The organism is Aquibium microcysteis, assembly GCF_014495845.1.
Lineage (GTDB): Bacteria > Pseudomonadota > Alphaproteobacteria > Rhizobiales > Rhizobiaceae > Aquibium > Aquibium microcysteis.
This window is the reverse complement of the sequence record NZ_CP061080.1, coordinates 5,801,238-5,828,210: the sequence shown is the minus strand read 5'-3', so window position 1 is coordinate 5,828,210 and position 26,973 is coordinate 5,801,238. Positions and strand designations below refer to the sequence as shown.

24 protein-coding genes and 2 pseudogenes are annotated in these 26,973 nt (G+C 70.6%); 8 read left to right on the top strand and 18 right to left on the bottom strand.

What is annotated here, in order from left to right:
* Positions 1-7: 7 nt before the first annotated feature.
* Both IAI54_RS27450 and IAI54_RS27445 read right to left on the bottom strand, forming a co-directional pair.
* Positions 8-1,258, bottom strand: a complete 1,251-nt coding sequence (locus tag IAI54_RS27450; RefSeq protein ID WP_187970196.1) for a phage major capsid protein — start codon at positions 1,256-1,258, stop codon at positions 8-10.
* 25 nt (positions 1,259-1,283) lie between these two features.
* On the bottom strand, positions 1,284-1,853 hold the full coding sequence (locus IAI54_RS27445; RefSeq protein ID WP_235679185.1) for an HK97 family phage prohead protease: 570 nt from the start codon (positions 1,851-1,853) through the stop codon (positions 1,284-1,286).
* A gap of 276 nt (positions 1,854-2,129) precedes the next feature.
* Here IAI54_RS27445 and IAI54_RS27440 point away from each other — a divergent pair, with 276 nt between their 5' ends.
* The gene (locus IAI54_RS27440) at positions 2,130-2,327 is read left to right on the top strand and encodes a hypothetical protein (protein WP_187970195.1); all 198 of its coding nucleotides are present in this window, start codon (positions 2,130-2,132) and stop codon (positions 2,325-2,327) included.
* Between the two features lie 106 nt (positions 2,328-2,433).
* On the opposite strand, the gene IAI54_RS27435 is transcribed toward IAI54_RS27440, so the two are convergent.
* From IAI54_RS27435 to IAI54_RS27410, 6 genes and pseudogenes are all read right to left on the bottom strand, one after another.
* Positions 2,434-2,757: a DUF6107 family protein gene (locus tag IAI54_RS27435; protein ID WP_187970194.1), complete on the bottom strand. Its 324-nt coding sequence runs from the start codon at positions 2,755-2,757 to the stop codon at positions 2,434-2,436.
* Positions 2,758-2,882: 125 nt separating this feature from the next.
* Positions 2,883-4,025 (bottom strand): annotated as a pseudogene (locus tag IAI54_RS27430) (phage portal protein); the annotation flags it as partial.
* A 98-nt stretch (positions 4,026-4,123) separates the two neighbouring features.
* Positions 4,124-5,452 (bottom strand): DNA-packaging protein, encoded by a 1,329-nt coding sequence (locus IAI54_RS27425; protein ID WP_187970192.1) that lies wholly within the window; start codon positions 5,450-5,452, stop codon positions 4,124-4,126.
* Positions 5,373-6,020 (bottom strand): hypothetical protein, encoded by a 648-nt coding sequence (locus IAI54_RS27420; RefSeq protein WP_187970191.1) that lies wholly within the window; start codon positions 6,018-6,020, stop codon positions 5,373-5,375. Before IAI54_RS27420 ends, IAI54_RS27425 begins: the two co-directional genes overlap by 80 nt.
* Positions 6,021-6,309: 289 nt before the next feature.
* Positions 6,310-7,362 carry a sensor histidine kinase gene (locus tag IAI54_RS27415; protein ID WP_187970190.1) on the bottom strand — a complete coding sequence of 351 codons (1,053 nt, stop codon included), beginning with the start codon at positions 7,360-7,362 and terminating at the stop codon, positions 6,310-6,312.
* Positions 7,346-8,854 (bottom strand): ATPase domain-containing protein, encoded by a 1,509-nt coding sequence (locus IAI54_RS27410; RefSeq protein WP_187970189.1) that lies wholly within the window; start codon positions 8,852-8,854, stop codon positions 7,346-7,348. The genes IAI54_RS27415 and IAI54_RS27410 overlap by 17 nt, the downstream gene beginning before the upstream one ends.
* A 466-nt stretch (positions 8,855-9,320) precedes the next feature.
* On the opposite strand from IAI54_RS27410, the gene IAI54_RS27405 reads away from it, so the two are divergent.
* The 6 genes from IAI54_RS27405 to IAI54_RS27380 all read left to right on the top strand — a co-directional run bounded on the left by IAI54_RS27405 (position 9,321) and on the right by IAI54_RS27380 (position 14,492).
* Positions 9,321-9,569 carry a hypothetical protein gene (locus IAI54_RS27405; protein WP_187970188.1) on the top strand — a complete coding sequence of 83 codons (249 nt, stop codon included), beginning with the start codon at positions 9,321-9,323 and terminating at the stop codon, positions 9,567-9,569.
* A gap of 173 nt (positions 9,570-9,742) precedes the next feature.
* Positions 9,743-10,171, top strand: coding sequence for a hypothetical protein (locus tag IAI54_RS27400; RefSeq protein WP_187970187.1), 429 nt, complete (start codon positions 9,743-9,745; stop codon positions 10,169-10,171).
* A 174-nt stretch (positions 10,172-10,345) separates the two neighbouring features.
* Complete coding sequence (locus IAI54_RS27395; RefSeq protein WP_187970186.1) at positions 10,346-12,499, top strand: transglycosylase domain-containing protein; 2,154 nt, start codon at positions 10,346-10,348, stop codon at positions 12,497-12,499.
* A 46-nt stretch (positions 12,500-12,545) separates the two neighbouring features.
* Positions 12,546-13,127 (top strand): DUF1214 domain-containing protein, encoded by a 582-nt coding sequence (locus IAI54_RS27390; protein ID WP_187970185.1) that lies wholly within the window; start codon positions 12,546-12,548, stop codon positions 13,125-13,127.
* Positions 13,124-13,666 (top strand): DUF1254 domain-containing protein, encoded by a 543-nt coding sequence (locus IAI54_RS27385; protein ID WP_187970184.1) that lies wholly within the window; start codon positions 13,124-13,126, stop codon positions 13,664-13,666. Before IAI54_RS27390 ends, IAI54_RS27385 begins: the two co-directional genes overlap by 4 nt.
* 130 nt (positions 13,667-13,796) lie before the next feature.
* Positions 13,797-14,492 carry a DUF1013 domain-containing protein gene (locus tag IAI54_RS27380; RefSeq protein WP_187970183.1) on the top strand — a complete coding sequence of 232 codons (696 nt, stop codon included), beginning with the start codon at positions 13,797-13,799 and terminating at the stop codon, positions 14,490-14,492.
* 22 nt (positions 14,493-14,514) lie between these two features.
* Here IAI54_RS27380 and IAI54_RS27375 read toward each other — a convergent pair whose 3' ends face one another.
* Complete coding sequence (locus IAI54_RS27375; protein ID WP_187970182.1) at positions 14,515-14,706, bottom strand: hypothetical protein; 192 nt, start codon at positions 14,704-14,706, stop codon at positions 14,515-14,517.
* 195 nt (positions 14,707-14,901) lie between these two features.
* On the opposite strand from IAI54_RS27375, the gene IAI54_RS27370 reads away from it, so the two are divergent.
* Entirely contained in the window at positions 14,902-16,146 is a 1,245-nt protein-coding gene (locus tag IAI54_RS27370) for a DUF2336 domain-containing protein (RefSeq protein ID WP_187970181.1), read from the top strand.
* A gap of 225 nt (positions 16,147-16,371) precedes the next feature.
* On the opposite strand, the gene IAI54_RS27365 is transcribed toward IAI54_RS27370, so the two are convergent.
* The 9 genes and pseudogenes from IAI54_RS27365 to IAI54_RS27325 all read right to left on the bottom strand — a co-directional run bounded on the left by IAI54_RS27365 (position 16,372) and on the right by IAI54_RS27325 (position 26,965).
* Complete coding sequence (locus IAI54_RS27365) at positions 16,372-16,719, bottom strand: DUF1491 family protein (protein ID WP_187970180.1); 348 nt, start codon at positions 16,717-16,719, stop codon at positions 16,372-16,374.
* Positions 16,720-16,825: 106 nt separating this feature from the next.
* Complete coding sequence (locus IAI54_RS27360) at positions 16,826-17,329, bottom strand: TIGR00645 family protein (protein WP_187970179.1); 504 nt, start codon at positions 17,327-17,329, stop codon at positions 16,826-16,828.
* A gap of 213 nt (positions 17,330-17,542) precedes the next feature.
* The gene (locus tag IAI54_RS27355) at positions 17,543-18,496 is read right to left on the bottom strand and encodes a DUF6635 family protein (RefSeq protein ID WP_187970178.1); all 954 of its coding nucleotides are present in this window, start codon (positions 18,494-18,496) and stop codon (positions 17,543-17,545) included.
* Positions 18,497-18,556: 60 nt separating this feature from the next.
* The gene (locus tag IAI54_RS27350) at positions 18,557-19,612 is read right to left on the bottom strand and encodes a TerC family protein (RefSeq protein WP_187970177.1); all 1,056 of its coding nucleotides are present in this window, start codon (positions 19,610-19,612) and stop codon (positions 18,557-18,559) included.
* 303 nt (positions 19,613-19,915) lie between these two features.
* A complete protein-coding gene (locus IAI54_RS27345) occupies positions 19,916-21,592 on the bottom strand; it encodes an ABC transporter permease (RefSeq protein ID WP_187970176.1) in 1,677 nt (558 codons plus the stop codon).
* Between the two features lie 109 nt (positions 21,593-21,701).
* Positions 21,702-22,688, bottom strand: a complete 987-nt coding sequence (locus IAI54_RS27340; RefSeq protein WP_187970175.1) for an ABC transporter substrate-binding protein — start codon at positions 22,686-22,688, stop codon at positions 21,702-21,704.
* Between the two features lie 108 nt (positions 22,689-22,796).
* Positions 22,797-23,228 carry a PIN domain-containing protein gene (locus IAI54_RS27335; RefSeq protein ID WP_187970174.1) on the bottom strand — a complete coding sequence of 144 codons (432 nt, stop codon included), beginning with the start codon at positions 23,226-23,228 and terminating at the stop codon, positions 22,797-22,799.
* Positions 23,225-23,526: pseudogene (locus IAI54_RS27330) on the bottom strand (hypothetical protein). The gene IAI54_RS27335 and the pseudogene IAI54_RS27330 overlap by 4 nt, the downstream one beginning before the upstream one ends.
* A 67-nt stretch (positions 23,527-23,593) precedes the next feature.
* The gene (locus IAI54_RS27325; protein ID WP_187970173.1) at positions 23,594-26,965 is read right to left on the bottom strand and encodes a caspase family protein; all 3,372 of its coding nucleotides are present in this window, start codon (positions 26,963-26,965) and stop codon (positions 23,594-23,596) included.
* Positions 26,966-26,973: the final 8 nt, after the last annotated feature.

Sequence of the window (26,973 nt, the reverse complement as noted above, 5' to 3'; positions counted from 1 at the left end):
GCGGTCCTCAGGCTGCGCCGAAGGTCAGGAGCTTGATCGCGTTGAAGTCCTGCACGCCGCCGCCGACGCGCTTGGTCGTGTAGAACAGCACGTAGGGCTTGACCGAATAGGGATCGCGCAGCACGCGCACGCCGGTGCGGTCGACCACCAGATAGCCGCGCGCGAAGTCGCCGAAGGCGATCGGCGCAGCGTTGGCGGCGATGTCGGGCATGTCCTCCGCCTCGACGAGCGGAAAGCCCATCAGCATCGCCCTGCCGCCCGGCTGGGCCGGCGGCTGCCAGAGGTAGTTGCCGTCGGCGTCCTTCAGCTTGCGGATCGTCGCCTGCGTGCGGCGGTTCATCACGAAGGCCGCGTTCTGGCGGTAGGCGGCCTTGAGCGCATAGACCAGGTCGATCAGGACGTCGGACGGATCGGATGCCGGCAGCGCGCCGGACACGCCGGTCGCGATGGTGCCGATCTTGCCCCATTCCCAGGCGCTCTCGGCCACGCGGGGATAGTTCAGGAAGCCCTGTGGCTTGTTGGTACCGTCGCCGTTGACGAAGGCGGCACCCTCCTGCTCGGCGAAGGCGGTCTCGATCTCGGCCGAGATCCAAAGGTCGAGGTCGACGGCGGCGTCCTCCAGCAGCGAGGCGGTCGCCGCCGGCATGGCATAGAGCTCGGCGGTCGGGAACTGCAGTTCCGCCAGCGTCGCCGACGCCGTCTGCGGGCGCGCCGCCGTCTCGGCGACCCAGCCGGTCGCCGGCCCGGTCAGCGAGTACGGCTTCTTCAGCACCGCGCCCGACACCGGCCGCACCGACGCGATGCCGCGGATCGGCGAGATCTGCGCTAGCCGCCTGCCGATCGCCGCCTCGAGCTCGTCGGGCACCAGGTAGCCGCCGTCCTGGCCGGAACCATAGGACATCGCCTTGGATTCCAGCCCGCGCAGATGGCGGTCGTCGCCGGAGCGGACATAAGCCTCGAAGGCCGACGCATGGTCGGATTTCATGGTCAGCCCGTCCGGCCGGCCGAGGATCGGCCGGTTGAGGCGCAGGATCGCCTGGTCCATGGCGCGCTTGTGCTCGTCCAGCGAACGCGCGATGCGGTCCACCTTCTCGGCGGTCACGACGTCGGGGGCGGCCTTGCGTTCCACCTCCGCGAGCCGCTGGTCGTTCGCCTCCTTGAAGGCCTCGAAAGCCGTCCAGACCTCCGAGAAGGCGGCGTTCAGCGCGCCGCTGCCGGACACGGCCTTGTTTTCCAGTCCTTCGTTCCATTCAACCATGTGAATGTCTCTCTATCGTTGGGTTTCAGTTGCGCGACGCGGCGAAGGCCGCGGCGCGGGTGATCGCTTCCATCGCTGCGGGCGTGGCCCCTGGTCCCCGCAACGGGGAAAGGCGCGCGCCCGTCAGCATCGGGAAGGTGACGATGGAGATCTCCCAGAGGTCCGCCTCCAGGATATGCCTCAGCCGCGTATGCGGGTCGGTCCGTGCTCGGACGGTGCGAAAGCCGATCGACAGCCCGTCGACCGCTCCGTCGAGGATCAGCGCGGCGAGCGCGCCTGCCGCGCCATCCGTCAGGCGGCCCTGGACGGCGAGGCCGCGGGCGTCCTCGCGCAGGCTGGTCCACACCCCTACCGGCCGCGCCGGGTCGTGCTGGAACAGCATGCGGATGCCGCCGGCACCGCGCTTCGAGAGCGCCGCAGCGAAGGCGCCCGCCTCCACCACGTCGCGCGACAGATCGGCCACGCCGAACAGGCTCGCATACCCGGCGATCCGCAGGCTTCCTCCCGCCGGGAAGGTCGTCGCCGGATGCGCCGCCGTCGCCGGCTCGTGTGCAGACACGCGCTTGCGCGCGATGGCCATCGCCTGTGTGGTCATCGGTCCTGCTCCCTGGAACTGGTCGGCCGGAGGGGATTTCCTCGGACCTTCGCGGAACGGTCGTGCAGCGCGTTGGCGAGGGCGGCACCCGGCGCGCCCGGCCCTGTCCGCCGCCCTTTCGCCCTGCACGCTCCGCGCACCGCAGGGATCCCTGCGAAAGTCGCATGGAGGGCGGCGATTCCCCCACTTGCACAGCATTGTTGGCAAGGAAACGATATGATATCGATCGGGGGTGTATCAGCGGCCTCGGCAACCGGGGCGAGAAGGCAAGGTCGCATGAGCTACCGTGACTGGTCCGCCGGATGGCGTCACTCGCGCATGTGCGGCGCCGCACTCGTGGGGACGGGCGTCATGGTCAGGCGGCTGCGTCTCGATACCGGACAGGTCCGTCCGGCCCATGTCCGCATCGCCGCCATCGGCGTCAGCCTGCTGATATGGATTCTGCTGATCGGTCTCGTCGTCTGGATCTGGTGAGCCGGCGCCGGCTGCGCCCGTCGGCAAGGCCGCATCGAGGCCCTGAATGGCACTGCCGCCGGGTGATGTCGTCGGCATGCCGCCGACGATCTGCCCGCGCGCTGCCTCAGCGGTCTTCCGGCCACCGGCCGCCGCGCCTGAACGCCCGCATCACGAAACCCAGCGCCCACCAGGCGGTGAGGCTCGCCGACGCCGCGCCGAGCAGCATGGTCTCGGCCGGACCGATCGCCCCCGCGATTCCCAGTTCGTCCACGATCTTCAGCCCCGCCGCGCCGCCGAACACCAGCCCGCAGGCCGTGCCGACGGCAAAGCGGACCGCCGCGTCGCGCCGCCCGCGCGGCAGGATGTAGGCCAGCGAGATCGCCGACCCGGCGACGGCGCCGGCGCCCTTCGCCGCCCAGATCCAGGCGGTCTCCGAAAGTCCGGTCATGGACATGGTTCCGCCGTACCCTGACGGCTCGGCTCCTCGGCCGCGTCCGCCGCGCGCCGGTCGCCCGTCGCCATTCGCAGCTCCGCCTCCACCCCTCGCCACGCCCCGCTCCTGCTTGCGCCGCCATACCCGACCGCCTCGCGCTTCTCGTCGTCGCTGAGGAAGCCGGCCGCGGTGACGCGCTGCCACAGCGCTTCGCGTTCGGGAGCGAGCGCGCCGATCGCGTCGGCGTCGTACCAGAGCTTCAGCCGTCCCGACCGGTCGAGCAGACGCGACAGGGCGGCCAGCGTGCGGCCGGCCATCGGCAGCACGGTCAGGCGGAAGAAGGAGCGGTTGGCTTCCGCGTAGTTGGCATAGGTCGCGTCCCCCGGAATGCCGAGCAGCATGGGCGGCACGCCGAGCGCCAGCGCGATGTCCCGGGCCGCGCCGTTGCGGGCTTCGGTGAAGTCCATGTCGCGCGGGGTCAGCCCCATCGCCTTCCAGTCCAGCCCGCCGTCGAGCAGCAGCGGCCGGCCGGCGCGGGTAGCGCCCGTATGAGCGTCCAGCTCCGCCTTCAGCCGGTCGAACTGCTCGTCGGTGAGGCTGCCGCCATCCTTCGGCGCATAGATCAGCGCGCCGGACGGCCGGGCCGAATTGTCGAGCAGCGCCTTGTTCCAGCCGGCGGCGGCGTTGTGGGTATCGAGGGCGGCCATCGCCGCCTCCAGCGGCGGGAAGCCGCGGTGCTCGTCGAGCGGATGGAACAGCGCCAGATGCAGTGCGGTGCCGTCGGGGCCGAGCGCGATGCGGCGGCGGCTGCCGGCCGCCTGGTACTCCAGCGCCTGCGGCCAGCCGGCGCCGTCGCAGGCCAGGGTCACCTGGTCCGGCCGCAGGAGATGCATCTCCGTCGATCCGTGCAGCCCGGAGCTCAACTCGACAAAGGCATTGCCGGCGATCAGCAGATGGCCGTGCAGGGCTTCGAGGAATTCGGCTCCCGACTGGCGCGCATTCGGCCGCGCCATCAGCGCGAGCGCCGGATGGTCGGCGCGCTCGCGTCCGTCTTCGTAGGCCAGCAGCTGCAGCCCGGCCACGGCCTCCGCCACGAGTTTGACGGCCCGGTGGGCGACCGGATTGCTCATGTAGCCCTCGCGGGCGAGGCCGGCATAGTCGCGTCGCGTCCAGCGCGCCTCTCCGGCCACGTGCAGCGCCACGAAGCCGGCCGTCTGCTTGTGCTCCGGGGCGCCTGCACGCGCGGTCGTCCGCGGGCGTGCCCACGGCCAGGTCAGTCGCATGGTGGTCTCCGCTCGTCGTTGGATTGGTCGCCGGGATCGCGGGCTCCGTCGCCGGCAGGGCTGCGGGGCGCGAGGGTCCGGAAGGGTTGCAGGCTCGGCTAGAGCGTTCTCACGCGAGGCTCGCTGCCGTGCAGCATCAGCTCGGTGATCGCCCACACCAGCGCGTCGAGCCGGTCGGGCGATCGGCCCGACGACAGCCCGTCTGCTGCGAAATCGCACATCTCGTCCTCCAGCGCCGGAAAGCGCGCGGCGTGGCGAACGCGCCCCTGCTCGTAGAGTGCGGCCACCGGTTCGGCGCGCATCCACTTGCCGCGGCTGGCGCGGACGCTGCGCACCGGCACGGTCGCATCGACGCCGCGGATCACCGCCGCCACCATGTCTCCGCCCTGGTTCACCTCCGCCACCAGACAGTCCGCCTCGAGTTCGCGGTAGAGCGCCACCGCACGCGCGGCCCAGCCCTGCGGCGTCAGCCCCTGCACCGTGGCATCGGCCAGAACCAGTGCCACGCCCGGGGCGACCATTCCCGCGGCCACGATGCCGCAGGCGTCCGAGCTGCGCCGCGAGCCGGCCGGCGGGTCCACCGCCACGACGATCCGCGACAGCGGGCGGCGGGCAAGCTCCGGCGCCAGCGCCGCCTCCACCTGCGCCCGCACCCAGAGGGCGTCGGGGCGGTCGGCGATCACCTCGCCCTCCAGTTCCTGGCGGCCGAGGACGGTGCCGCCGTAGCGGGCCTCGACGGCGGCCAGGAAGCCGGCGGCGAGGTTGCGGGCGTTGTCGCGCGTCGTCATGCGGGTCAGTTCGAAGCTCGGGTCGGCCATCAGCCGGCGCACCAGCTTGGCCGGCCGGGGCGTGGTGGTGACGAGCTGCAGCGGCAGCCGTCCGAGACGCAGGCCGAACTGCAGCATGTCGAAGGTCGCGTCCATGTTCTTCCATTTGGCCAGCTCGTCGCACCAGGCCGCCGCGAACTGCGGCCCGCGCAGGCTGTCGGGATCCTCGGCCGAGAAGATCTGCGCCACCGCGCCGGAGCGGTCCCAGACCAGCCTCCGCCGCGACGGCTCGAAGCGCGGCCGGTCCTCTCGCGCGATGGTGCGGATGCCGGAGGGACCCTCGATCATCACCTCGCGCACGTCCGTCAGCGTCTCGCCCACCAGGGCCAGCGACGCGTAACGCTCGAGCGCATAGGGCGACAGGCCGCGGGCCACGCCCTGAACCCATTCGGCGCCGAGCCGCGTCTTGCCGGCGCCGCGGCCGCCGATCACGATCCAGCCGGCGCGCGCATTCGCAGAAAGCCGCCACAGCGGATATTGCTCGTGCCTGGCCTGTCCCGCCCAGCTCTCCAGGTAACGCCTAGGCGTCGTCCTGCGGACGAAAGCCGGCGGCGAGGAGCCGGCGAGCTTCGAGCGCAGCCAGGTCGACGATGCGTTCATTGACGTCGCGGACGTATCGGGCGAGGTCTTCGTCACTGGTGGTCTCTTCTTCCTGCTCGCGTTCTCGTGCGCGCGCTTCCCAGCGTTCGATCATGCCGGCGAAGGCCGAAAGGCCGTCGATCTCCTTCTTGTCCAGCCCTGCCCCGCTGCGCTCGGCGCGTTCGACCAGCGCCGCCAGTTGGCCGATCACGAAGGCGCTCGCACCGGCGATCACCGAGGCTGCGTCTTGCGTGGCGGGCGGCGGCAGCGCCGGCACGTCGGCTCGCATTGCCGGCGTCGCGGCGGCGGCGCCGCCCGGGCCACGACCCGGCAGGGGGATGACGCGATGTCCGCGGGCTCCGCCGGCCCGGTCCGTCTCCGCGGCGCCCGCCGCCGGCTCCGCCCCGGAGGACGCGGCAGCCCGCTCCTGCCATTCACCTTCGGCAGCGCTCGCGGCGATGATCTGGTCCGGCAGCGCCTTCCCCCGCGACGGGCTCCCGTCGATGCACTGCCAGTTCTCGGCCACCGCCCGCGCGCGGACGACATCGCCATCGACGTCCATCGCCGCTGCCACCAGGCTCACCGTCAAGGGCGCGCCCTCGCAGAGCGCGCGTGCCGCCATCCACTGCGGCACCGTTCCGCGTGTCATGACCTCTCCCGACATGTCCCGATATCTGCCCGCCGACAGCGGCCCGAACCACCCCGCCTTGCAGCCCGGGCGGCGCTCTTCAGGCGCAATTCTTCGACGATGACGAATACCTACAGGATCACCGTGACGCCGTCAAGGACTTTTTTCCTAGTTCATGTATGAGCGGGCTATGGGGACAGCTGGTCGGAGGAAACCGGGTCCGTCGGCGTTCGGCGTTCCAACGCCCGCTTCAGCCGGCCACGCCATGCGTCAGCGCGCGCAGCGGTGCCGAGAACGTCAGCACCAACCCCTTCTCCGCATAGGTGCTCGACACTTCGCCGATCGCCCCGAGGCTCGCCCTGATCAGCCGCGTGCCGAAGCCCGCGCTGCCGGCGCGCGGCGGCGGCTGGTCGTTGATCTCTGCCCAGCGGAAGTCGAACAGCGGCTCGCCGCCATCGCCTTCCACGGCCCAGACGATGTCGATCGCGCCGGACGAACGGCTGAGCGCACCGTATTTCATCGCATTCGTCGCCAGTTCGTGCACCACCAGCGCGAAGGTCAGCGCCGCCTGCGGCGAGAAGTCGACGTCCGGTCCGTGGAGGCGCAGGCGGCCCTCCTCCACCATGTGGACGGAGAGCGTCGCGTCGAGCAGCAGGCGGAAGTCGGAGCGCTGGAAGTCGGTCGACAGCAGCAGGTCGTGTGCGCGGGCCAGCGCCGCGAAGCGCTCCACCAGGAGCCGCTCCACGTCTTCCAGCCCGCCGGCGCGGCGCAACGTCTGCGAGGCGATCGACTGCAGCACCGCGATCGTGTTCTTCACGCGGTGGGCGAGTTCGCGCGTCATCAGGCGCTGGCGCTGCGCGGCCGCCTCCAGTTCCAGGAGATGATCGCGCACCTGGTACTGCCGGCGCCGCCCGTTGAGCGCCCAGCGCACCGCGCTGACGAGGCTCTGGGAGCTCATCGGCCGTTCCAGCGTGATCATGTTGACGATCTCGACCGGCACGAGGCGCCGCAGTTGCATCTGCTCCGACATCGACTGCCGCCGGCTGACGATGAAGATGAAAGGATAGGCCGACCAGGCAGGCTGCGCCTCGATGGCGGTGACGAGGCCGCCCCAGTCGCCGCGCGCGGCGGCATCCTCGGTCATCAGGATCGCGCCGGTCTCGTCGCCCAGCGTCTCCGCCAGGGCCGCGAGCGAGGCGATGGGGCGGCCCGTCAACCCGTGCGCCGCCAGCGTGGCGCGGATGTTCTCGGCATCCCTGCCCGATGGCGCCAGGATGTGCACCGTCTCACTCAGCGGCTGCATCCGACCGGTGTTCCATCAGCCTGTCCTCGTCGCCCACGAATTGCGGCGTGCCGGTGAGGACGCCGCTGAACTCGGTCAGCCCGTTGCCGACCCGGATGCCGCCGCGGTCGATGAGCAGTTCGCGGATGACGTCCTCGTGCGCGCCGCCGCGGTTCTTCAGGACCGACATCGCCTTGCGGATGCGCCCCTTGGCCTCGAAGAAGCGGAACAGCACCACCACGTCGGCGATGTAGGAGATGTTGACGTGGCTGCTCGTCATCGAGCCCACCAGCCCCGCCTGCGGGTTGATCAGCAGCGTCAGCACCCCCTCCTGGCTCAGATAGGACAGCAGCTCGTGCAGTTGCAGCAGCAGCTGCTTCTCCTGCGGCATGGAGGTCAGGTAGCCGTTCATGCTGTCGAGCACGATCACGCGCACGCCGCGCTCCTGCACCTCCCGCCGGACCATCCAGGCGAAATGGCCCGGCGTGATGTCGGCCGGGTCCACCTGCACGATCTTCAGCAGCCCGTTCTCCAGGTAGGGCTGCGGGTCCTGGCTCATCGCCCTGGCGCGCGCGATCAGCGTGCCGACGCGCTCGTCGAACTCGTAGACCGTCGCCGGCTCGCCGCGGGCGCAGGCGGCGAGCGCGTAGCTGAAGGCCACGGTCGTCTTGCCGCTGCCGGCAGGGCCGGTCAGGAGAACGCTCGTCCCGCGCAGCGGCCCGCCCTCCATCAGTCCGTCCAGCGCGGCGTTGCCGCTGCTGACCGGTTCGCCGGCGAAAGGCTTGCCGTGCTGCGCGGCGATCAGGCTCGGATACACCCGCAGCTCGCCGGTCTCGATGGTCATGTCGTGATAGCCGGCCGAGAAGCGGATGCCGCGCATCTTCTGCACCTGGCAGCGGCGCCGCGCCGCGCCGAAGTCCAGCGTGTCGCGCTCCAGCGTGACCACGCCGTGGGCGATCGAGTGCAGGTGGTTGTCGCGCCCGCCGCCGGTCGTGGTCATGTCGTCGACCAGCAGCACGGTGATGGCCTTGCCGGAGAAGTACTGCTTCAGGCCCAGCACCTGGCGCCGGTAGCGCAGCGAATCCTGCGCCAGCAGCCGCAGCTCCGACAGGCTGTCGAAGACCAGCCGCGTCGGCCGCACGGCCTCCACCCGCGCCATGATCAGGTCGACGGTGGCCGACAGTTCCACCTCCCACGGGTGCAGGATCGTCTGCTCCCGCCCGTCGCCCAGAATGTCCTGCACCGCCGAAAGCTCGAACAGCTCGATGCTGTCGAGGTTCCAGCCATGCGACAGGGCGATCGCCGACAGTTCGTCGCGGGTTTCCGACAGGGTGATATACAGGCACCGCTCGCCGCGCGCCGCGCCCTCGAACAGGAACTGCAGCGCCAGCGTGGTCTTGCCCGAGCCGGGCGTGCCTTCGACGAGATAGACCCTGGCAGGCGTCAGGCCGCCGCCGAGGACGACGTCCAGACCTTCGGTGCCGGTGGAGATGCGCGGGTCGCGAGTATTCATCGTGTCGGGAACATCGGGCTTCGTAGCGGGAACATCGGGGTTCGGCATGTGTTTGGACGGCGCGATGAGGCTGCTCCGTGCGGGATGCGGGATCGGTTCACGCGGAACCGGCGCGCCGGTCCCGATCCATCGCATAATGCCCGCGGCCGCCCCGGAGTTCCCATGCCGACGCCGCGGGCGGAAGCCTGACGCGGCAGGGGTTCACCCCCGCGCCCTCCTCATCGCGTCCATCACCGCCACCGTCTCACGCTCACGCGTCACGCGTCTGGACGCGCAGCTGGCTCATGATCCTCCCGAAGCGCCGCCATGGGAGCAGATTGCAACGGGAGGTGGATGCAGGGGCGGTGCAGGCCGCGGGGGCCGGGCGAGAGGCCCCCGCCGGCCGGACCTGCGCCGGTGCCGAAGTGCCGCGTGAACCCTTCGTTAACCATGGCCTGAGAAGCTCGGGGCGCAACGAGGCGCCACGATGGCCATACTCTTTCCCTTTCCCGAGCGGACGGCGGGCGGCGGGCCGAAAACCCTGTCCGAAGGTGGCACTCTCGTCGCCATGAAGGGCGTCCGGCTGGAACGGACGATCGAAACCGTCGCCTTCCTGAGGTCGCTGCCCGACCAGTCCTATCTCGACCGGTTCAATCGCGCCCGTCCCGTGGAGAACGATCGCTCGGCGGAGCGTCACCACGCCCGGTTTCCCGACGAACGCCCCGAGCGGGGATGACGAAGGCGCGGCGACGAGCCCTCTGAGCCTGCATTGCCCCGCCGCGGACGACGGTCGCCCGCGCGCGCCGTTGTACGGACGGCGGGGCGACGTCGCCGCCGGTCGTTGATAAATCGTTAAGAGCGCGTTAACCGTGTCTGAGTCGGCCTTCGGAATCAGTCGGGAAGCGCGTCATGGCAGAAATCATCCGGCTCCCGATCGTCCACAGGGACGACGTCTCCGCGCAAGTCGACGTCCGCAGCGACGACTACGCCGTAAAGGCCTCGTCTCCCTCGGACGGTGTATTCTGGGTCCGGATCGAGCTTCCCGTTCGGGACGAAGTGGTCGTTTCCGATTTCAATCCCGGCAAGCTCGGAGACGAGGTGTTGATCGCGGCGCTGCTGCGCGCGGTCGAGGGAATGGCGTCCGGCGCGAACACCTTCCTGTTCAAGGACGTGGCGCCCGGACCCGCCAATCCGCGCAGCGGCCTGCTGATCGCTGCCGCCCGGACCCGCATCGAGAAGGCCGCGGAGCGGCTGGCGCGACAGCGGCGGCGGACAGTCCATCGCGTCTCCCTCGAGGAGCATCGTGGTAAAGTGAACGTGCGCGTCCAGCTTTCCTGAGACGAACGCCCCGGCCGGACCAGTCCGGCGTCTCGTTGATCCGGCGTTGTAGTCTGACGTTCCATCCCCCCTCTTGCCCCGTCCTGCCGTCCGGTGCATGAATGGCGGCCGCCCGAAATCCGCCCGCATCCCGGCACAGAACCCGTTTCCAGGGACGTCGAACCGCCACAGGCCATGGAAAACCCGTTCGAACCGAAAGATCCGCGGACGCCGCGTGCCGCCAGGCTGCTCGAGATCGACGCCTGGCTCGATTCCACCCTCTATGACGCCGGCTTCTTCCTGCGCGACCGCTGGGAGCGCATCACCGTGTTCTTCCGGCGCTTCCGCGTCTACGGCCTGCAGCGGGCGGTGGTGGAAGTGGCCTCGGAAGGGCTGACGCTCGGAGCCGCCGGCTCGGTGGTGCTGCTGGCGCTCGCCATCCCGGCCTTCGAGGAGACGGCCGGCAACTGGCGCGCCCAGGCCGATTTCGCCGTCACCTTCCTCGACCGCAACGGCGCCGAGATCGGCCAGCGCGGGCTGATCCAGCGCGACTCCGTGCCGGTGGACGAGATGCCCGACGTGGTGGTCAAGGCGGTGCTGGCCACCGAGGACCGGCGCTTCTTCGCGCACTGGGGCATCGACTTCCTCGGCCTCGCGCGCGCCATGACCGAGAACGTGCGGGCGAATTCCGTCGTGCAGGGCGGGTCCACCATCACCCAGCAGCTGGCCAAGAACCTGTTCCTGACCAACGAGCGCACGCTGGAGCGCAAGGTCAAGGAGGCGTTCCTGGCGGTCTGGCTGGAGATGAACCTCTCCAAGAAGGAGATCCTGCAGCTCTATCTCGACCGCGCCTACATGGGCGGCGGCACCTTCGGCATCACGGCCGCGACCGACTTCTACTTCGGCAAGGGCATCAAGGACGTGACGCTGGCGGAGGCGGCCATGCTCGCGGGCCTGTTCAAGGCACCGGCCCGCTACGCGCCGCACATCGATCTGCCGGCGGCGCGCGCCCGCGCCAACCAGGTGCTGACCAACATGGTGGAAGCCGGCTTCCTCACCGAGGGGCAGGTCCTGGCCGCACGCCGGCAGCCGGCCGCCGTGGTGGACCGCGACGGCGCCAAGAATCCCGACTATTTCCTCGACTGGGCCTTCGAGGAGGTCAAGCGCATCGCCCAGCGCATGCCCGGCCACTCGCTCGTCGCGCGCACGACGCTCGATCTCGGCATCCAGGCGGCGGCGGAGGAGGCGCTCGAATTCCACCTGCGCCAGCACGGCAAGGAATACGGCGTCAGGCAGGGCGCCATCGTCGTCCTCGACCACGACGGATCGGTGCGGGCGCTGGTGGGCGGGCGCGACTACGGGCTGTCGCAGTTCAACCGCGCCACCTCGGCGCAGCGCCAGACCGGCTCCTCCTTCAAGCCCTACGTCTATGCCGCCGCGATGGAAAAGGGGTTCACGCCCGACAGCGTCATCTCCGACGCGCCCATCACCTGGGGTGCCTGGTCGCCCAAGAACTACACGCGCGGCTATTCCGGCCGCATGACGCTCTCGACCGCGTTGATCAAGTCGATCAACACGGTGCCGGTCCGGCTCGCCAAGGAGCACCTGACGATCCCGCCGATCAAGAAGCTCGCCGAGGAGATGGGGGTGGAAAGCCCGGTCTTCTCCGACAAGACGATGGTGCTGGGCACCTCGGGCATGACCGTCATGGACCAGGCGACGGGCTATGCCGTCTTCGCCAATGGCGGCTTTGCCGGCACGCGGCACGGCATCGTGCAGCTCGCCACCCATTCCGGCGAGGTCGTGTGGGACTGGCGCCGCGACGCGCCGCCGCCCAGGCGCGTGCTGTCGGAGCAGGCGGTGCGGTCCATGAACGAGATCCTCGTCCAGATTCCCGAGATCGGCACGGCCCGCCGCGCCGCGCTCCAGGGCATCCGCAGCGCCGGCAAGACCGGCACGACCCAGGCCTACAAGGATGCCTGGTACGTCGGTTTCACGGGCAACTACACCGCCGCCGTCTGGCTCGGAAACGACGAGTTCACGCCCACCCGCAACATGACCGGCGGCTCGCTGCCGGCCAAGACCTGGCAGCGGCTGATGACCTATGCCCACCAGAACGTCGAGCTGAAGCCCATCCCCTACATCGAGAAGCCGTTCCTCGACGAGAAGGGAAACCAGACCGAGGCTCCCGTCGTCGCGGCCGCGACGCCCGATGCAGACGAGGCCGGCGAGCGTCCGCCCGTCCTGTCGGAGCGGACCGCCGCGCTGCTGCGCTCCATGTCGGACCTCTTCCGCGATTCGCCGAAACTGTCGGCGGCCGGCGGCGGCGAAACCCTCTCCTCGCTTTGACCGGCGGCCCGTCGATGCGCAGCACGCCCGCCGGATGGTCCGACCGATGATTCGGTTCGTCGCCTCCGTCGGCCTCGTCTTCCTTCTGGCGATCGGTGGCGGCGCCGCCTCGGTGCATGTCGCGCTCGACCGGCTGGCCGGCTTCGACGGGCTGGCGGTCGGTCCATGGACCGCCTTCCCGAGCCGGGGCACGCCGGATGCGGATCCCTATTCCAAGGCCCGCTTCTCGCGCAATGCGGAGCTGCCGCTCGGCAAGGCCGAGGGCCTCGCCTTCGTGGCCTCCGCCGATTCGGCGGGAGAGCCGCTGCGGCGCGCCTGCAGCTACCGGATCGAGGGCAGGCTTCCCGCGGCGCGGTTCTGGACGCTCTATCCGTCGGATGCGGAAGCCGGGCCGCTGCCGGCCCGGAAGCTGCGGTGGCCGGGGCTTCATTCGATGCAGGTCCTGCGGCGGGCCGACAATACCTTCGAGATCGTGGCGAGCCCCGCTCCGCATCCGGGCAACTGGCTCGCCACCGGCGGCGACGGCACGATGAACCTCGTGCTCACGCTTTACGATGCACCCGCGCTCGGTAATCCGGATGCCGCGGAGGTTGAACTGCCCCTGATCTACCGGACCGGCTGCGAATGACGCGGGCCTTCCACATCCTGATCCTCGGCGTCGTCGGGGCGGCCATCGTCCACATCGCCATCCTCCTCCTGCTGCCGGTGCTGTCAGGGCGCGACGCCTGGGCGCGGCTGGCCACGCAGGGCGACCTGCGCCAGCCCGTCCGGCTGGAATCGCCCGTCGAGGGCTCCCCGGTGCCGCTCGCCGATCCGTTCTTCCTCGGCGGAGGCTGCCGCTTCGACCTGCACCAGCACGGCGTCCTGCATGTCACCGCCGGCGCCGGCGCCCCGTTCTGGTCGGTGTCGGTCTACGACCGGCGCGGCTACAATCTCTACTCCTTCAACGACCGGACGGCGGCGGGCGGACGTCTCGATCTGGCCATCGCCACCTCCGCGCAGCTGACGGAACTGCGCCGCGAGCTTCCCGAAGCGCTGGCGCGCTCGATCTTCGTGGAGGTGGACAATCCGCAGGGGATCGTCGTGGTGCGCGCTTTCCGGCCCGATCCCACCTTCGAGACGGTGGTGGAGAAGTTCCTCGGATCGATCGCCTGTGAAGCAGTGTGACGGACGATAAACCGTCTTTCGTTGCGAAACGGCACAGGACGCTGTATAGACGGCGCGATTTCCCATTATCGGTGGCTTAGTCCCACCGCCCGCGCAGGGACGCGGGCGAACGAAGAGGAGTATCTTCATCATGGCCAACCAGCTCTTGATGCCCAAGGCGACCGCCGTCTGGCTCGTCGACAACACAGCCATGTCCTTCGACCAGATCGCCTTCTTCTGCCACCTCCATCCGCTGGAGGTTCGGGCCATCGCCGACGGCGAGTCCGCGCAGGGCATCAAGGGTCAGGATCCGGTGATGACCGGACAGCTGACGCGCGAGGAGATCGCCAAGGCGGAGGCCGATCCGAACTACCGGCCGCGGCTGTCGGAGCCGAAGGTCCGCATCCCCGAATCGAAGCGGAAGGGCCCGCGCTACACGCCGCTGTCGAAGCGCCAAGACCGGCCGAACGCCATTCTGTGGCTGGTCCGCAACCATCCCGAACTGAAGGACGCGCAGATCTCGCGCCTCGTCGGCACCACCAAGTCGACCATCGAGCAGATCCGCGAGCGCAAGCACTGGAACTCGGCCAACCTCGCGCCGATGGATCCGGTGACGCTCGGCCTCTGCTCGCAGATCGACCTCGACCTCGAAGTGCAGCGCGCCTCGCGCGGGCTTCCGCCGCAGGCGCCGGCGGGCGACACGCTGCTGCCTGCCTCGATGACCGAGACGCTCGAGGTGCGGCGGCCCGCCGAGCCGGAGGGCGAGAAGGAACTCGACGCGAGCGCCGTCTTCGCCAAGCTCACCTCGCTGAAGCGCACCCGCACCGACGACGAGGACGAGGACTGACCGTTTCGCCGACGAGGCGCGTTCAGCCCGGCTCGCCCGTCCCCTTGCGTGCTGCCGCACGGCCGTCCTGCCGCGCGCCGCGCGCGGGTGGCAGCGGCGCCACGCGCTCGTAGCGAACGCCCGGGAAGATGACGATGGCGGCCGGTCCCTGCGGCCGCGGGCGCGTGCCGCGCGATGACGCGCTGGCCGGCATGAAGGTCAGGATGTTGGTCATGGCTCCGGCGATCCCTGGTCGATGAACGCGGGTACGCTTACGAACGATGCGCCGTCACACTGCCGCCCACAGGGTTAACAGCTCGCTAACACATTGCCGCTAATGCTGTCGGTTGGAAGCGCCGGAGGGGATGGGGCGGCATGCCGCCTTGCCCGACGGCCGGCGCAGCGTTCGTGTCAGGCGTCAGGCGTAGCTGTGTCATCGGTTTTCCGGGAGATCGCGATTCGCACCGAGAGCGGCAAGTCGGACCGGCTGTTCCGCGCCGCGGTTTCGGCCTTCACGTCGCTCACGCGGCCGTCGCGGCGCGAGATCGCGCAGCTCGCCCAGCTCACTTTGCCGCTCATCGACCGCACCTCCATCGAAGCGCGCCGCTTCGCCTGCGCGGTCCTGTCGGACTCGCGCCACGCGCCCGCCGATCTCGTCCATCGCCTGTGCGAGGAGCCGGTGGAGATCTGCGCGCCGCTCCTGATCCGGTCGCCGCTCCTGTCCAATGCCGATCTCGTGCGGATCATCGGGACCAGGGGCGCCGCGCATGCCCGCGTGATCGCCCGCCGCGGCGACCTGCATCCGGCGATCGCCGCTCTGGTCCATGCGCTGGTGCGCGCCGCCGGGCAGGACGAGGCCGCACGCAACGAATCCGTCGCACCCCCCTCCCCCGCGGCACCCGGCACGCCTGCCGCCGTGCGTCCCGCCCGCCCGGCCATGCCCCCCGCCGCGGTGCCCGCGGCCCCGGCTGCCGCCCGGGGGCAGGCCGCCCCGGCCGCCACCGTCGCCCGTCCCGCAACTCCGGCCGCCCCTCCCGCGATGCCCGCCGCCGCGGCAGCGCCCGCGGCGTCCGTCGCAGCCTCCGCCGGGGAATCCCCTGTCCTTGGCCTGCTCGATCAGGCGGGGACCGGATCCGCTCCGGGTTCGGCCGCGAGCCTGCTGCCGGAGGCCGTCCGCGACGCGGCGGAGGCGGTGCGACGCGAGCTGCGCGCGATCATGGCCGGCCAGCGGCCGCGCCGGACGTCGACGCCCCGCTCCGCCGAGAGGCTGGCGCACGAGGACGACTACCAGCGGCTGAAGGCGACGCTGCTCTCGGGCAGCGCGCTGGCCTTTCGCGACGCTCTGGCGCAGGCACTCGGCATCGGCGCCGAAACGGCGCGGTCGATCGCCGCCTCGCGCAGCTATGACGACCTGATCGCCGCCTTCCGCCACATCGACCTGTCGGAGGAGGAGGCCTTCCTGCTCGTCTGCGCGGCCTGCCCGGAACGCTTCTCGCGCACCAGCGCGATCCGCCTCTTCCTCGAACGCTACCGCGCCTTCCCGGCGGCTGCGGCCACCGGCATCGTGCTCGCCTGGCGCACCGACCGTCTGTCGCCCCGCTCCACTCCGGTCCGCGCCGGCGGCCAGGCCTCCGTCCACCCGCTGCCGCCCCGCGGCGACGTCCGGGCATCCTAGGCCCGTCCGCGATCTCCGCGCCCACCCTCTTCCCCGGGCAGGGGGTCCGAAGAACGGCAGGCGAATCGTGACGGTGAGGGTGCTGCCTGCCGCCGCGCAGCGGCGGGAGGATCAGGGCAAGCGCAGGGACGGGATCGTCGTGCCGGGAGTTCTCCAGGTGCGCGCCGGGGCATGCATCGCGTCTGTTCCGGGCACGGTTGCTCGGCCCCGGCCCAGGGGCCGCGCTCAGTCCGCCACCAGCTCCACCAGTTCCCCCGCCGGCGTCGCGGTGTCCAGTTCCACGAACCAGACGTCGCCGTCGAACCGCGCCTCGCGCTCGATGCGCCCCGCCAGCGCCTCGTCGTCGAGGCCTTCGGCCACGACCGAGAATCGCCTGCCCGAGCCGCCCTCCTCTGCGTAGTCCGTCTGCGGCGCCGGCCCGACCAGCCGGGACGTCCCGTCGCGCCCGCGAAACACCAGGAACACCGCCCCCGCCTCCGCCGCGCCCTTGCGCATCACCGCCGCGAACCCGCCGGCATTGAACACACGGCGCGTCAGCGCCGAGACGAAGAAATCGGAGGTCAGGCGTGGCACGGCGGGTCGGTCTCCTGCGACGGCGTTGCGCTCTGCAGAGGGCGGGCGCGGACGGCCGACGCCGGACGGCAGGGCGACGGCGGCACTGCCGCCGCTCTCCTCGCGCTCAGCCCTTCAGCCTGTTCATGATCTGCTCGAGGAACCCGAGCAGCAGGGCGGACGCCACGAAGGCGAGGTGCATCAGGGTCGCCCACATCAGCTGCGCCGTCGTGTACTGCTGGGTGTTGAGGAATATCTGGAGCAGGTGGATCGAGGAGATCGCGACGATCGAGGAGGCCACCTTGATCTTGAGGCTGCCCGCGTCCAGCTTGCCCAGCCACGAGATCTCCCCGTTCTCGGCGCCGTCGAAACGGCTGACGAAGTTTTCGTAGCCCGAGATCATGACCATGACGATCAGGCTCGCCACCAGCGCCGCATCGATCAGTCCGAGCATCGCGAGGATCATCTCCGCCTCGTCGAGGACGAAGACCTCCAATGCCACCTTCGAGAGCTTGTAGAGGAACGACACGGCATAGATGCCGAGCGCCACCGCCAGCCCCACGTAGAAGACGACGAGGATCCAGCGGGCCGAGAGGATCAGCCGCTCGACGAGCAGTTCCATGGACTTCATCGACGGTCTCCGTCCGTGTTCGTCGGGGCAACGCCGCGACGTCCGCAGGACGAGGCGGCGGGCGGGCGCGTCCCGGCCGTGTCGCGGACGGACCAGTCCCTCTCCGCCGGCCGTTCCGGCCGGCGCCCTCGCGCCTGCTCTTAGGCGATCCGCGCCCGGCGGGCAACGTCCGGCGTGCGGCGGAAGACCTGCCGGAGCCGGGCCGTGACGGAGTCAGCCCTTGAGCGCCTTCACCAGCGACAGGGCGGCATCCCACAGGTCGAAGACGCGCGCCATGAAGTGCTCCCGGGCGACGAAAGGCCTGCCACCCGCACCGCACAGTTCCGCCTCCACGGTGTCGATCAGGCGCAGCAGGCGGCGGCGATGAATGCCGAGCAGGGCCTGGAGCGGATCGGCCAGCAGGCCGGCGAAGGTGGTGACCAGGGCCCCGAGCGACATCAGGCAGGCCAGGCTTGCCGCGACCAGCCAGGGGTCCGTCCTGGCTGGGAAGACGCCGTACCACAGGCCGCCGAGCATCTCGCCGAGCGGGAAGGCGGCGACGGCGGTGCTGCGCGCCAGCGCCTCCGCGACGCCGGGCGCGATCGAGATCATGCCGGGCGTCAGCGCATGGAACAGCGCCGCGCCGGCGATCAGCGTGAGCAGGGCCGTCGTCAGTTCCGCGACAGCCGAACGGGTCCCGCTGTACTCCGCGATCGCTTCGGCGATGCGGTCGGCGCGCAACCGGGCCTCCTGCGGTTCCGGCAGGCCATCGAAGGTCGCGGCGAGTTCCGGCGCCGCGAGGATCGCCGGTGCGAGGCCATGCCTCCGTATGTCGACGGCGTGCTGCGACGTTCCGATGCCCAGCAGGTTCTGCAGGATCGCCGTCTCGAGCCGGGCCGAGACGTCTGTCCGGAGCAGGATGCGGCGGCTCCTGAGCCAGCCGGCCGCCCGTTCGAACCGCAGGGCCGCACATGTCCATCCCGTCAGCCGGACGAGCACGAGGACGGGCGAAAGGAAGACGTTCGCCGGTGTCCGCACGACGTCGGGACCGAGCGCGGCGCGGTGCAGCCGGACTGTACCCGGCCACAGGAAGGTCCTGCCGACGAATGCCGGCACGCGCGCTCGGGCGTCATCGGCCGACCAGCGATCCGGCGCCTTCACTCCCTCGACCCCGTCGCGCACCGTCACGAGGCTCCGCCTCCGCCGTCTAATGCTTCGGACCCCGGCGGGCCGCCGGAGCTCGGCCGGTCAGGGCCGGCCACGGCCCTCTTCGGCCGCGGTCAGGACCTTGCCGTGGCCATGAACGGGCGCGGCCGGCTCCGGCTGCGCTTCGACCGGCATCGCTGCGCCGGTCTTCCACAGGGAGAAGGCGACGCCGGCGCCGAGGATCGCGAAGGTGATGCCGAGCGACCATTCCGGCGGGAACTTCTCCCAGCCCATCAGGTCGGCGACGAAGATCTTGGAGCCGATGAAGACCAGCAGCACCGACAGCGCATATTTCAGGTAGGCGAAGCGATGCAGGATCGCCGCCAGCGCGAAGTAGAGCGCGCGCAGGCCGAGGATGGCGAAGATGTTGGAGGTGTAGACGATGTAGGGGTCGGTGGTGATGGTGAAGACGGCCGGCACCGAATCGACCGCGAAAACCAGGTCGGCGATCTCGATCAAGATCAGCGCCAGGAAAAGCGGAGTCGCGTAGCGCACAAGCCGACCGGTCGCGGGATCCGGCTTCTTCACGAAGAAGTCGTGGCCATGCAGATCCTCGGTGACGCGCAGTCGCCGCTTCAGGAAGCGGATGAGGCCGTTCTCCTCGATCTTGTGCTCCTTGTCGGCCACGAACAGCATCTTGATGCCGGTGAAGATCAGGAAGGCGGCGAAGAGATAGAGCACCCAGTGGTACTGGTCGACGATCGTGGCGCCGAGGCCGATCATGATGCCGCGCAGCACGATCACGCCGAGGATGCCCCAGAACAGCACCCGGTGCTGGTATTCGCGCGGGATGGCGAAGAAGCTGAAGATCAGCGCGATCACGAAGATGTTGTCCATCGCCAGCGTCTTCTCGACCACGAAGGCGGTGAGATACTGCGCCGTCGCCGTCGCATCCATCTGCCACCAGATGAAGGCCGAGAACGACAGCCCGAGCACGATGTACATCGCCGAGAGCCGCAGGCTCTCCGCCACGCCGATCTCGTGGTCGTCCTTGTGCAGGACGCCGAGATCGAAGGCCAGCAGCGCCATGACGAGACCGAGGAAGAGCAGCCACATCCACAGCGGCTTCCCGAGAAACAGTACGAGCAGGATTTCCACGACACGACCCTTCTTGCATGGTTGCGTCGGCGACACGCCCGTCTGTCTGGAAAAGGAACCGGGCACGGCACCGAGAGAACTCGATGCGGTCCGACATCACGATGGAGTTCCATCGCCAGAGGGGCCCGGTCCGCGGGCGGTAGATCGTGCGCGCGGCCCCGCCGTTCAACCCCGAAGCGGAAAAATGATCGGTCAGCCGCGGCGCGTCGGGCACGCGCGGCACGGGCGCATCGCACGGGGCGCACCGCCCTCGCTCTCGCCGCGGTGTCGGTTCGACAGTGGACCGCCGCCCCGGTCTCTCCCCTACCGGCCCCCGCCGCACAGCTGCCGCCAGGGCAGCGCGTCGTCCGGGAACCGGCGGCCCATCGCCTCGAGCGCCAGCATGAGCGCGGCGACGATCGCCGTCGCCACGGTGGCGAGGGCCGCGGCTTCGGCGCCGAGCCCGGCATCCTCGAGGTTGAGGAGCGCCACGCCCAGCGTCTCCGTGCCGGCCGACCAGAGCAGCGCCGAGATGGTGAGTTCGTTGAAGGCGAGCAGGAAGGCCATCAGGCCGCCCGCCACCACCGCCGGAAGCATGATCGGCAGGATGATCGTGGCGAGCCGCCTGCCGAGGCCGGCGCCGTCGATCAGCGCCGCCTCCTCGACGTCGCGCTCCAGCGACGAGACGGCCGCCAGCACCGGCTTCAGCGCCACCGCAAGGAAGGAGGCGAGATAGGCGAAGACGATGATGAAGCCGGTGCCGTAGATCGAGAGGCCGACGACGGGCAGCGGATGGACGAAGAGCAGGATGCAGGCGATGGCCACGACGACGCCCGGCAGCGCGTAGGGCATCTCCACCACCGGCAGGATCGCCATGCGCGCGAAGGCCAGCCGCCGGTCGAGCGCGTAGGCGGCCAGCAGCGACAGCGCCGCCAGAAGCAGAGCCGCCCCGCCGGCATAGGTCAGCGAATTGACGAAGGCGCGCCGGATCAGCGTCTGGTCCCACATCGTCCGGGTGTATTGCGCGAAGGTCAGCGTGTCCCAGCGCAGCGCCACGCCATAGGCCGGCACCAGCGACTTCGCGGCGAGCGACGCCAGCGGCAGCAGGATCGTCGCGGCAAGGACCAGCCACAGCAGCACCGCGGCGCAAAGCGTGGCCACGCGGCGGTGGACGAAGGGTTCGAGCCCGCGCTCCATGTCGGTGCGCACACCGCGGCGCGTGGTCGCCCATGTGGAGGCGAGGACGGCCACGCCCGCGATCAGCGCGATCAGCAGCGAGACCAGTGCGGCGTCGTCGATGGCGCCGCGGCCGAAGCTCGCGAGTTGCCGGTAGACCATGGTGGGCAAAGTCGTCACGCCGACCGGCAGTCCGAGCAGCGCCGGAATGCCGAAATTGCCGACGCCCGCCACGAAGGCAAGCAGCACGGCCGACAGCACGTGCGGCCGGATCACCGGCAGGACGACCTCTGCGACGATGGCGGGCGGTCGGGCGCCATCGAGCCGAGCGGCTTCGACCAGCGCCATCGGCACGCGCACGAGGCCCGACGCGAGCACGATGGCGACGAGCGGCGCGTGGTGCAGCCCCATCACCAGGATGATGCCGCCAAAGCCCAGCATCGGGTTGGCGGTGCCGGGCGGCGGGGCGAGCCCCAGCGCGCCGAGGATCGGCGAAGAGGGACCGGCCAGCGTCTTGAAGGCGAGCGCCGAGACCTGCGGCGATACCATCAGCGAGAGCACGAACAGAAAGGCCAGCGCGCGCCGGGTCGGCAGCGCCATCGTCGCCAGCACCAGCGCGACGGCCCCGCCCAGCGCCAGCGCCAGCAGCGTCGAGCCGGCCGCGACGATCAGGCTGTTTCCCGTCGCGCGCATCACCGGCGCCCCGGTGAGCAGGCCGATCGCGGCCGCCGGATCGGAGACCAGGACGCTGCCGGCGGCCAGCACCAGCTGGACCACCGGCAGGAGGCAGAAGACCAGCACGGCCGCGACGACGAGGGCGGACATCGGGCCGCCCTCGCGGTCGGACCAGATGAGCGCGCCGCCCTGCCCCGGACGGCGTCGCGATGCGAAGAGACGGGTCGTCACGCGCGTCGCGCGCCGTCGCGGGGCGCGGTCAGTTCTGGCCGAACAGGCCGGCGAAGGTCGCCTTGTCGGCCTCGGCCGATTCCAGCGCCTTCGCCGGATCGAGCGGCAGGATCGCCACGTCGGCCCGGGCGGGGAAGCCGGCGGGCACGGCGACGTCCGGATGGGCGGGCATGTAGCCCTGGGCGGCGGCCATCTCCTGGCCCTCGCGCGAGATCAGGAAGTCGACGAAGGCCTTGGCGGCCTCCGCGTTCTTCGTTCCGGCCATGATCGCGACCGGCTCGGAAATCGCCGAGACGCCCTCGGTCGGGAAGACGAATTCCACCGGCGCGCCTTTCGCCTTCTCGCGGATCGGCATGAACTCGACGATCATGCCGTAGAGCTTCTCGCCGCCCGCGACGGCCTGCAGCACGCCGCCATTGCCGCCCGACGCCTGCGCGCCGTTCTCGGCCAGCTGCTTGTAGTAGTCCCAGCCCTCCGCCAGGTTGGCCACGAGCGCCTGCGTGTGGATCAGCGCCGCGCCCGAGGTCAGCGGCGACGGCATCGCCACCTGGCCCCTGGCCTCCTCCTTCAGGAGATCGTTCCACGACGTGGGCTTCATCGGCGCGGCGGTGTTGTAGACGATGCCGGTGGTGATCAGCTTGGTGGGGAACCACATCCGCTCCGGATCCTGGATCGTCGGATCGTAGGCCGCGACGTCGGCGTCCGGATAGGCCATCAGCCGGCCGGCCTTCGCCATGTCCTCCATGGTCACGCTGTCGGCGATCAGAAGCAGGTCGGCCGGCGAGGCGCCGGCATCGAGTTCGGCCTGCAGGCGGGCCATCAGCTTCGTCGTGCCGTCGCGCACGAAGGTCACCGTCACGCCGGGGTGCTTGGCCATGAAGGCGTCGACCGTCTGCTGGGCATCGTTGTTCGGCTGGCTGGTGTAGAGGGTCAGGCTGCCCTCGACCGCCGACGCGCCCGTCGCCGCGCCCAGCAGGGCCACGCCCGCCACGAAAGCCTTCAGGATCGTCTTCATCGCATGCTCCTTGGAACCGGGAAACTCCGGCCCCGCCTAGTCATGCCGTGTTACGACCCGATGACAGAGCGCGACGGGGTGCCGGCGCACCTCGTTCCGTCGCCCGCCTCACCCCTCCGGGCGAAGCGGATTGACGATCGGAAGGCCCGCGAAGTCCCGCTCGTTGTCCGTCACCATCAGGCACCCGTTCGCCTGCGCGGTCGCGGCCAGAACCATGTCGAGTGCGCTGCGCGGGCGTCCGCTGGCCCTTCCTTCGGCCATGAGGCCTGCCCACGCCAGGGCGGCCCCCTCGTCGAAGGAGAGGATGCGTCCCGAAAACAGCGCCTGCGGACCGTCCGGGCCGGAGAACCAGGCATCGAGCGCGTCCCTCCTGCGCCCGTGCGGCAGGTCGAGTATGCCGCGTCTGATCTCGGCCACCGTCAGCGAGGCGATGAAGAGGTCGGCGTCCTGCCGCGCGGCCATCCATTCGAGAAGGAAGGGTGACGGTTGCGGCTTGACCACGTTGCTGATGATGTTGGTGTCCGGCAGATAGCGCGTCAAAGATCGACCTCGCGTCCCTCCTCGCGCGCGCGCGTCAGGTCGAGGTCGGCGCCGACGAGCGGCGAGCGGCGCAGCGCCGCGAGGATGCCGCCTGGTCGGGGCGGCTCGCCGGACACCAGGGCCTTCACCGCCCTGCGCGCCTCGTCGGCTTCCGGTCCATCCTCGGTCAGGTGTCGCGCCAGGGAGCGGATCAGGTCGCGGTCACCGTCGAGCGCCGTCACTTCGAACCGGCGCACCCCGCGCTGCGCGAGGCGGCGCGGTAATTCTGGATCGCCCGCTTCTGAGAAGCCTTGCCCATGATCGGCCTCCTGTCTATCCGGATATATAGCCGCGGAACGCCGCTCCAACAAGTCGCCCGCCCCCCCTCAATACAGCGGCACAGGCCCCACGAAGCCCGACTGGGCGATCCACGGCGTCTGCTTGGCGTCGGTGGCCCGCACCACCTCGGCCTTCACCTGCGCGTAGAGCTCGTCCAGTTCGACGACGCCGTTGCCGTCGAGGTCGGTGTTGGGGCTGCGGAGGGCGGCGACCACGGCGCCGGTGAAGGCGCCGCCGCGAAGGCCGGCGCTCTCGTAGCTGAACTGGCGGCCCTTCGAGGCGGCGAGCACGCCGATCGGCCGGTCCTTACGCAGCAGCGCATCGACCGCGTCGTCGTTGCTCGGCGCACCCGCCGCGCCCGAGTGGCAGGCGTCGAGGAACACCATCACCCGGCCGGGCAGCGCCGCCAGCCGGCCGGCGAGCGCGTCGAAGGCGATCGCCGTCGACGACAGGTCGGCGAGACGCGTCCGGCGATGCGCGAGGTGCAGCCGGCCGTTGGCGTCGGTCAGGCCGTGGCCGGCGACGTGCAGGAACAGCGTGTCCTCGGGCCTCATGCGCGCGGCGATGGCGTCGAGCCGCGCGGCGAGCGCGGTCGCCAGGTCGGGTTCGTCGGCCAGCACCTCCGTCGCGACGTCGCCGTAGCGCCCGGGTTCGGCAAAGGCCGCCGCGAAGGCCTGCGCGTCGGCAACGGCGAAGCGGAGCGGCGAGATGCCCGGATCGTCGAAACGGTCGGTGCCGACCGCCAGCACGAAGAGGCGGCCGGCAGCCGGTCCGTCCACGGCCGCCGCCACGGGACGCGCCGGAGCGGCCGGCCGGGGCAGCGTGATGGTCCGGCTCGACAGGCCCTTCCGATCGGTCGCCTGAACGGCGAACCAGCGCGTCTCGGGCAGCGCCGGCAGCTCGATCTCCAGCTCTGCGCGGTCGCCCGTGAGCGACGTCCGGGATATCCGCATCCCGTCGCGGAACACAGCCAGTCCCGCCAGGCCGCCCGAAGCCTGGAGACGCAGGCGGGCACGGCCTTCGTCCTGCGATACGAGATCGACCTGCGGCGGCCGGCCGATCGCCGGCGGCGCCTCGAGGGCGGCCCGCCGCCCGAGACGGGCCTCGACCAGGCGCTCGGTCTTCAGCGGCGCGGCCAGGTTCTGGAGCGAATAGAGCACCGGATCGCCGGGAAACTTCACCTGGACGTAGCGGGCGCCTTCCGGAGTCGACTGGTAGCGCAGGTCGGTGTCCATGACCACCAGCTCGTCGTCGACGTAGAGCCCCGACAGCGTCTGCGTGCCGTCGGCGAGCGCATGGACGTAGAAGCGTCCGTCCCGGTCCAGCTGCAGCACGTGCGCGCCGTCGTCGAGCAGGCCGATGAGGTCGATGTCCTCTGCCGACGAGGGCGAGTGGATGGTGGCGACCACGTCCATCGTCACGGCATCGACGACGAGGATCCGCCGGTCGCGGCCCGCGATCGCCAGCAGGCCGGGCGACAGCGGCTGCACGACGAGCGGTGCTTCGGCGAAGAGCGGCAGTCGTCCTTTCAGAGCCGGTTCGGCATCGCCCTCCTCCTCGCCGAAAGCATTGTCGGAAAGGAACAGGTAGGGGTGCCCCGACAGGAGTTCGGCGCGCTGGCCGTCGCGGTCGTGGCGCAGGAACGTCACCAGCCCGTAGGCGGCCGACGAGGAGCCCATGCGGCAGACGCGCTGGTGGACGATCGACACGCCGCCTGCCGCAGGCAGCGTCCAGACGTAGGCTTCGGTGTCGATGCAACTGTCGAAACGCTCCTCCAGCAGCGCGGTCGCCTCGCGGGCGCAGAGCGTGCGCGCCTCGTCGAGCGTCAGCCGCCGCGCCACCATCGCCGGCATCGCCGCCCAGCAGTTCTGGGGACGGCCGGCGAGCGCGCGCAGGTTCTCCATGATCGGCTCGCCGTCCTCGTCGTAATAATCCAGCTCGTCCCAGGACGGATCGTCCTCCGGCAGGTCCAGCGCATCGTACTGCTCGTCGGTCAGCGGCGGCACCAGCCGCGGGGCGGGGCGCAGCACCACGCCGAACTCGGCGAGACGCACCAGGGCGCGGCGTTGCGCGCCGATCGCGACCGTCGTCGCCAGCGCCTTGGCGCCGCGGGTGAGACCGCCGCCGTCGAGGCTCGGCGCCGGAGCCCCGCCCGCATCCGCGCGCCGCTGCACGCGGTGGGTCGCGACCGCCTCGCGCGGATCGTCGCCTTCGGGGTTGTAGAGCACCCAGCTGCGCGCGTCGGGCGACGCGAGATCGGGAATTTCGGACAGACCCGGCCCCTCCAGGCCGAAGCCCGGCACGGCGGGCGGGCCGTCGGCATCATAGTCGAAGCGCAGGCTGCGCGCCGGGTCGACCAGATCGACGACGTCGTAGGTATCGCCGGTCGGCCCGTGCCCGAGCTTCAGGACGCCGTCGGCGGCGCGCAGTTCGACGACGCCGCCGTTCTCGAAGGTGCAGCCGCCGCAGCCATGCGCGTTGGCGAAGGGTTCCCGATCGTCATGCAGCATCTGCCGGAACGTCACCGCTCCGGCGCCGACGTTGCCGACGAACAGCAGGCTGTCGTTCCAGGCCCAGTGCAGCGCATGCAGGAAACCGCTTCGCGATCCGCCGCCGCCGTCGAGTTCGAGCACCGGACGCTCGGCATAGAGGTCGACGACGACGAGGTCGCTGCGCAGATGCGAGTAGCCGTCCTCCACCTCGATCGTCGGACCGACCGCGTGCACGTAGCGCGAACCGGGCGAGAAGTTGGGTTCGAAGCCCGGCCCGGCATAGACGAGCGCTCCGGTCTGCGCGTTCAGCACGCGGAAGGACTGCGCACGGACCTCGAGCAGGAAGCGGCCGTCGTTGGACAGGATGGTCTCGGTCGGCTCCTCCACGTCGAAGGGGTCCTGGACGACCACGCGCGGGCGCCCCGCCGCAAGCTCCAGCGCCAGCGGCTCGCCGGCGGCCACCGCCGGCTCGCCCGCCCATTTCAGGAACACGGGGACGTAGGCGATCGCCCAGTCGAGCGTGAACCCGCCCGTCACGTAGGGCAGGATCTCGAGCTGTCCCGCCTGATGGTCGGCATCGTGCAGCGGGATGAAGACCCGCATCCGGTCGGCGGCGAAACCCAGGCCGAAAGGCGCCGGCGCCCCCGGTTCGAGCGCCATGAAGCCGCTGCCCGAGAACCGCACCTCGCGCGGCATGGCCAGCACCAGATAGCGGGCGCCTGGGCATTCGGAAGCCGCATCGAAGGGGTCGGACCACGCCACCGTCAGCGGTGCGCCGCTCGTCGGCGCGTCGGTCAGGATCCGAAACGGCGGAACGTCGGCCGAGGGCATCCGGCAGCCGGAAGACGGGGTCTGGGCCACGGCCGCGGCGGGAGGCTGGAACAGGCCGGCGAGCATCGCAAGCAGCGGTACGAACATGCGCAGCATGAAACGGC

What these genes read in the sequence shown, in the direction of transcription:
- IAI54_RS27450 (WP_187970196.1), bottom strand. Translation starts at nt 1,258, where the DNA reads ATGGTTGAATGGAACGAAGGACTGGAAAACAAGGCCGTGTCCGGCAGC.
- IAI54_RS27445 (WP_235679185.1), bottom strand. Translation starts at nt 1,853, where the DNA reads ATGACCACACAGGCGATGGCCATCGCGCGCAAGCGCGTGTCTGCACAC.
- IAI54_RS27440 (WP_187970195.1), top strand. Translation starts at nt 2,130, where the DNA reads ATGAGCTACCGTGACTGGTCCGCCGGATGGCGTCACTCGCGCATGTGC.
- IAI54_RS27435 (WP_187970194.1), bottom strand. Translation starts at nt 2,757, where the DNA reads ATGACCGGACTTTCGGAGACCGCCTGGATCTGGGCGGCGAAGGGCGCC.
- IAI54_RS27425 (WP_187970192.1), bottom strand. Translation starts at nt 5,452, where the DNA reads ATGAACGCATCGTCGACCTGGCTGCGCTCGAAGCTCGCCGGCTCCTCG.
- IAI54_RS27415 (WP_187970190.1), bottom strand. Translation starts at nt 7,362, where the DNA reads ATGCAGCCGCTGAGTGAGACGGTGCACATCCTGGCGCCATCGGGCAGG.
- IAI54_RS27410 (WP_187970189.1), bottom strand. Translation starts at nt 8,854, where the DNA reads ATGAATACTCGCGACCCGCGCATCTCCACCGGCACCGAAGGTCTGGAC.
- IAI54_RS27405 (WP_187970188.1), top strand. Translation starts at nt 9,321, where the DNA reads ATGGCCATACTCTTTCCCTTTCCCGAGCGGACGGCGGGCGGCGGGCCG.
- IAI54_RS27400 (WP_187970187.1), top strand. Translation starts at nt 9,743, where the DNA reads ATGGCAGAAATCATCCGGCTCCCGATCGTCCACAGGGACGACGTCTCC.
- IAI54_RS27395 (WP_187970186.1), top strand. Translation starts at nt 10,346, where the DNA reads ATGGAAAACCCGTTCGAACCGAAAGATCCGCGGACGCCGCGTGCCGCC.
- IAI54_RS27390 (WP_187970185.1), top strand. Translation starts at nt 12,546, where the DNA reads ATGATTCGGTTCGTCGCCTCCGTCGGCCTCGTCTTCCTTCTGGCGATC.
- IAI54_RS27385 (WP_187970184.1), top strand. Translation starts at nt 13,124, where the DNA reads ATGACGCGGGCCTTCCACATCCTGATCCTCGGCGTCGTCGGGGCGGCC.
- IAI54_RS27380 (WP_187970183.1), top strand. Translation starts at nt 13,797, where the DNA reads ATGGCCAACCAGCTCTTGATGCCCAAGGCGACCGCCGTCTGGCTCGTC.
- IAI54_RS27375 (WP_187970182.1), bottom strand. Translation starts at nt 14,706, where the DNA reads ATGACCAACATCCTGACCTTCATGCCGGCCAGCGCGTCATCGCGCGGC.
- IAI54_RS27360 (WP_187970179.1), bottom strand. Translation starts at nt 17,329, where the DNA reads ATGAAGTCCATGGAACTGCTCGTCGAGCGGCTGATCCTCTCGGCCCGC.
- IAI54_RS27345 (WP_187970176.1), bottom strand. Translation starts at nt 21,592, where the DNA reads ATGTCCGCCCTCGTCGTCGCGGCCGTGCTGGTCTTCTGCCTCCTGCCG.
- IAI54_RS27340 (WP_187970175.1), bottom strand. Translation starts at nt 22,688, where the DNA reads ATGAAGACGATCCTGAAGGCTTTCGTGGCGGGCGTGGCCCTGCTGGGC.
- IAI54_RS27325 (WP_187970173.1), bottom strand. Translation starts at nt 26,965, where the DNA reads ATGCTGCGCATGTTCGTACCGCTGCTTGCGATGCTCGCCGGCCTGTTC.